This is a genomic window from Empedobacter sp. R132-2, assembly GCF_030324375.1.
GTDB lineage: Bacteria > Bacteroidota > Bacteroidia > Flavobacteriales > Weeksellaceae > Empedobacter > Empedobacter falsenii_B.
In genome coordinates, this window is sequence record NZ_JACAGG010000060.1 from 1 (window position 1) to 5,649 (window position 5,649).

Annotated in this window: 4 protein-coding genes; all 4 read right to left on the minus strand. The window is 31.4% G+C overall.

All coding sequences use genetic code 11. The features are described 5' to 3' along the window. Positions 1-255: 255 nt before the first annotated feature. Positions 256-1,956, minus strand: coding sequence for a lysine--tRNA ligase (gene lysS / locus HXZ69_RS14905; protein WP_286496432.1), 1,701 nt, complete (start codon positions 1,954-1,956; stop codon positions 256-258). 107 nt (positions 1,957-2,063) lie between these two features. Then, positions 2,064-3,044, minus strand: a complete 981-nt coding sequence (locus tag HXZ69_RS14910) for a hypothetical protein (RefSeq protein WP_219034726.1) — start codon at positions 3,042-3,044, stop codon at positions 2,064-2,066. Between the two features lie 76 nt (positions 3,045-3,120). Continuing rightward, the gene (locus tag HXZ69_RS14915) at positions 3,121-4,059 is read right to left on the minus strand and encodes a hypothetical protein (RefSeq protein WP_114999803.1); all 939 of its coding nucleotides are present in this window, start codon (positions 4,057-4,059) and stop codon (positions 3,121-3,123) included. A 31-nt stretch (positions 4,060-4,090) separates the two neighbouring features. Further along, the gene (locus HXZ69_RS14920) at positions 4,091-5,467 is read right to left on the minus strand and encodes a DNA recombination protein RmuC (protein ID WP_286496433.1); all 1,377 of its coding nucleotides are present in this window, start codon (positions 5,465-5,467) and stop codon (positions 4,091-4,093) included. Positions 5,468-5,649: the final 182 nt, after the last annotated feature.

The window sequence follows — 5,649 nt, forward strand, 5'->3', positions numbered from 1 at the left end:
TTAAAACCCGCGTTAGGGATAGTAGTGTAAATCCTTTTGTAGGAGTTGGATTTTCTGTAATCACTTCTAATCTTCTTTTACAAAAGATTGGAACGGATAGCCCAACCGAGCGATTTGCATTAGCTGTGTTTGTATTATTTTGGTTATTTTATAAATAATATAAATGGAAGGCAAAGAGCGAGGGAACGCCCAAATAATTACAAAAAAAGCCCAACCGAAGTTGAGCTTTTAAAATATAGATGAAAGGGTAATAATTTACTCGCCTAAATATGAAACTGTCTTAGAATCTCCTTCAACAGTAACTTTAGTCAAGTTATATTTTGCTAAATTTTTCATTGATTTGTCCCATTTTTTACCGCTTAAAGCAGCTTGAGATTTTAATTCATTCAAATCAATGTTTTCGTTAGCTTTTAAAATTTCAATAATTTGAGTTTCTTCTTCTGTCAATTCGTAAGCTGGTGCAGCTTTTTCTGGACGCATTTGAGGGAAGAATAAAACTTCTTGAATAGATGGATTATTTGTTAAGAACATAATCAAACGATCCATTCCGATTCCTAAACCTGATGTTGGAGGCATTCCGTATTCTAATGCACGTAAGAAATCTTGGTCGATAAACATTGCTTCGTCGTCACCTCTATCAGCTAAAGCCATTTGTGCTTCAAAACGCTCACGTTGATCGATTGGGTCATTTAACTCAGAATATGCGTTAGCAATTTCTTTTCCACAAACCATTAATTCGAAACGCTCAGTTAATTCTGGATTATCACGGTGCTTTTTAGTCAATGGAGACATTTCTTTTGGATAATCTGTAATGAAAGTTGGTTGAATGTAGTTTCCTTCACATTTTTCACCAAAAATTTCATCGATTAATTTTCCTTTACCCATAGTCTCATCAACCTCGATCCCCATTCCTTTAGCAGCTTCAAATAATTCTGCTTCAGATTTTCCATCGATATCAAATCCTGTAAAATCAATAATTGATTGACGCATTGTTACACGTTTGTAAGGTGCTTTGAAATCAATTTTATGTTCTCCGAAAGTTGTTTCAGAAGTTCCATTAACAGCAATTGCACAATGTTCTAATAATTGCTCTGTGAAATCCATCATCCAGTTGTAATCTTTGTAAGCAACATAAATTTCCATTGCTGTAAATTCTGGATTATGCGTACGATCCATTCCTTCGTTACGGAAGTTTTTAGAAAATTCGTAAACACCATCAAAACCACCAACGATTAATCTTTTTAAATATAATTCGTTCGCGATTCTTAAATATAATGGAATATCTAATGCATTATGATGTGTAATAAACGGACGAGCTGCTGCACCCCCAGGAATCGATTGTAAAACAGGAGTTTCTACTTCCATGTATCCACGATCGTTGAAGAAATTACGCATTGCGTTGAATAAACGTGTACGTTTTAAGAAAATTTCTTTCACGTGAGGATTTACAACCATGTCTACGTAACGCATACGGTAACGCAATTCTGGATCTGTAAAAGCGTCAAATACATGACCTTCGTCGTCAGTTTTTACAATTGGTAATGGACGTAAAGTTTTTGATAACAAAGTTAATTTTGTTACGTGAACAGAAATTTCACCTACTTTAGTTTTGAATTCATATCCTTCAATTCCAATAAAATCTCCGATATCCATCAATTTCTTGAAAATTGTATTATACTCAATTCCTTCTTCAGACGAAGAAATATCATCTCTCGAGATATAAACCTGTACACGACCTTCGCTATCTTGTAACTCAGCGAAAGAAGCTTTCCCCATTACACGAACACTCATCAATCGTCCGGCAAGCTTGACAACCTTTCCTTCTTCGTACTTTTCCTTAATTTCTTTAGAATTAGAAGTTATCACGAATTCTTCGGCAGGGTAAGGCTCAACGCCTAAGTCTCTTAATTGTTGTAGTTTTTCTCTACGAATAATTTCTTGTTCAGACAATTGCATAGTGAATATAATTTATATAAAATGAATGCAAAATTATGAAAAATAATCTTGATTCACGAAGTTTTTATGATTTAATAATGTAAGAATTATCAGTATTGATGCGAGTTTTAGTCTACTAACTCAAAACGGCGCTCTAATGTATAATCTGTATCTTGAAATTTTACCTTTTTGGTTTCGATACTATATGAAATCCAACCGTTATCCTTGATACGCGAAGTCGTTTTAACATAATATTTTATGTCGTCTTTCAATCTATTTTCAGAAGGCTGTTCTGTACCTAATTTTGTTGCTAATTCTTTTAGATAAGTATACCAAGAATTGGCCAACCAATCTTTATCGGCTTCCTGAAAACTTGACATAATGTAATTGGTTTGCGAAACTCCAATCTCATTCAATTTCAATTCTGTTGTAGCTGGAGTGGGAGAAGTGCTAAATAAATTGTCCATGTAAGATTGATAAACAAATGGCGCACTTTCTAAAGTAAAATTACTTTTTCCATAAAAATGATGGAATTGACGAATGTCTTTGTCAAATAATTTAACAATACTTTCTTCTGTAGAATATTGTTGAAGATTCTTTTTGATTAACGCAATCGCAGTAGGATTATCCAAATATTTATTCTCTAAATCTTCTGAAGATAAAACCAATTGTTTAATCGTTTTATCTAAATCTGTATAACCTAAAAATCGTCCGTCTTGATCTATTTTAAAGGAAATCGAAACATTATTAACTAACGAAAAAGGATTATTTAAAAATGATTTTGAATTGAATTGTATATTTCTGAAATTCCACTTTACAATGGTTTCGTTTTGATAAATATTTTCAACTTGAATAATAACGTTATAAGTATATTGTTCTTGATGCGAAATCGTGTCATCTTCCAATTTCACTTCACTTGTTGTTACATTATATCGTTTTTCGTTTCCAATATTCCAATATGTTTTGGGAAAAATAATCGTTTCCTGCGGAGCATTAAAAATGGTATCATTTTTAACAACCGGTGAAATTGTATCTTGAATAGGATCTTGGGCAAATATTTTTATCGAAAAAAATAGAAAAAACAGATAATATGTAAAATTAATTTTCATTTATAAGTAATCAAACTAATTCAAAAATAGAGCAAATTATCTAAAATGAAGTTTGAAATTCGTTAAAAAATAAAATTTAGTCATTTAAAAGTTTTATACTTAATTGATTAACTGTTTTCTTAGAACCAATATTTAAGCTAAATAAATATTCAGATTTGATTAAAATTGAATTCAAATCGTACGTATTTTCATATTTCACTTTTAATTCAACTGTTTCTGAATATTTTTTGATTTCTTTTTTTACCTGTTCTTGCGACAAATTCAGTTTAGCATCATTCAACATATAATACGCCATTTCTTCCCATAATTTCTCAAAATCATCTTTGCTCAAATTTTGGTCAGAAGCAATTGTATACGTACCTTTTTCTTTGTTGATATCTTTTAGATAAGTATTTGTGGTAGAAGAAATTGGAAATCCAAAAATATTTTCCTGTACAGATTTTCCTTCATATGTTTCACCTAAACGAAAATATTGTCCATTAAAATAATTGAAAACGTGAATTTCTTGCTCAAAAACATAGGGAACATATGTTTTCGATTTGACCATTTCCTCAATGTACGCAATATTTGCCTTATAATCATCAGATTTTTTGCGTTGTTTACCAAGTTTATCTGTTATTTTAAGCAATTTTTCTTCAATCTGAGGAACATTTAATAATTCTAAAAATTCTCCAGAAGGATTTGTTGTGAATTCGTACTCTATTCCTTCAGAATTATTGATAAAATCGCGGTAAAATTCATCAGGATCATTGGATTGATTTTTACCATTTACAAATGTATACTTATTGGCAAAATCATTCTTGTCAACCAATTCCATCGATTTATTTGATTGGTTGATGACTTTAGAAACCGTATCATTTACAGAAATCGAAAAGTTACGATCTGTAAATGAGTAGTTATATATTTTGTTTAATTCTAAATTTGGTTTTACCTGTACAGATTTTTCTTCAAAATTCACCTGCGCAAAAATGGCAGGAGAGTATAGTAAAATCAAGGTAAATAGGCTTGTTTTCATTCTCTCTAAAAGTTGTACAAATATAGAATGATTATTGAATATCCAAGTTATTTATTGAACGAATCATTGTATCAATTGGCTTAGTTTCCGAAATTTCTTTTTCCATCAAAGTTCCACCGATTTCTTTCAGCTTTTTAACCTGCGGAATAAATCGATTTTCTAGTGAACCTATAGCTTTATTGTAACTTTGGGTTGCTTGGTTTAGATTATGACCAACCGTCGCCAAATGTTGTATTAAAACATTCACACGATTGTATAATTCTATTCCAGCATCTCGCATTTGATATATATTTTCCGCAACATTTAATTGTTGCCAGCTAAACGCAATTGTGCGAAGCATTGTAATCAAAGTAGTTGGTGTTGCAATAATTATTCTATTGTTTAGTGCATCTTCTATCAAAGTTCGCTCCAATTCTAACGCAGCACCAAAAGAACTTTCAATTTGCAGATACATCACCACATAATCGGGTGCTTCTGTGTATTGATTCCAATAAGCCTTAGAACTCAAATTCTTTAAATGTTCGCGTACAGCTTTCGCGTGCATTTGTAAATGATGTTTTCTTAAATTCTCATCTTCCGTTTCAAATGCAAGCATATATTGGTTTAATGGAACTTTAGAATCGACAATTACTTTTCGATTTCCAGGAAGATTAACGATTAAATCCGGGCGAAGCAAACCATTTTCGGACTGAACAGAAGTTTGTTCTTCAAAATCACAAAAAGATGACATTCCAGCAAATTCAACGACACGACGCAATCCAATTTCTCCGTATTTTCCTCTTGTGTGTGAAGTTTTAAGAGCAGAAACTAATGTATTGGTTTCTTTTTGCAATTTATCAGTTGTACCACGCATTGAATCTAAGAAAACTTTAATTTCTGAATAAGCGCCTTCTCGAGCTTTTTCTATTTCGGATATTTTTCCGTCAAATTTATTCAAGCTTTCATTTAATGGTTTGATTAACGAATCAATCGCTTGTTGACGTTTTTCTAAATCGTTTTGAGAATTAGAAAAATGTTTATCCAATGTTGTTTTCGCTAAATCAAGAAATTGTTCGTTATTACTTTTCAAAACTTGAGCTGAAAGTGCTTCAAATTGCTCTTTTAATCGTTCATTGGTTTCGAGCATAAACGATTTTTGCTCCTCCACAGCTTTCATTGCTTCTTGATGGCGAACCGTTAATTCTGTATTTTTTTCGCGCTCTTTTTGCCATTGATCCAAATTGAAATTTGCATCATCTTTTATTTCGATAAATTCATTTTTTAGCGAATCATATTGTTTCTGAAGTTCTTGGTGTTTTATTTCATTTCCAATTATGGCTGAATTTGCTTTCGATTTTGAATATAAAAAACTGATAACGGCTCCAATGATAAAAAAAAGGATGGATGAAAGTATGATTGCGCTGTTCATAATCTTAAAATTTAAACAAAGGAACGATTTTATACGACACAATATGTCGTTATTAAAAATAAAATCATAAAAAAACGATTTCTAAGAATTGTTTTTTCATCTTAAATCATTAGCGTCCTAAACGTTAAAAGAAAGCGTAAAAAAAGCGCGTAAATTTCGGATCTCAAATTATCTTTGAGTTG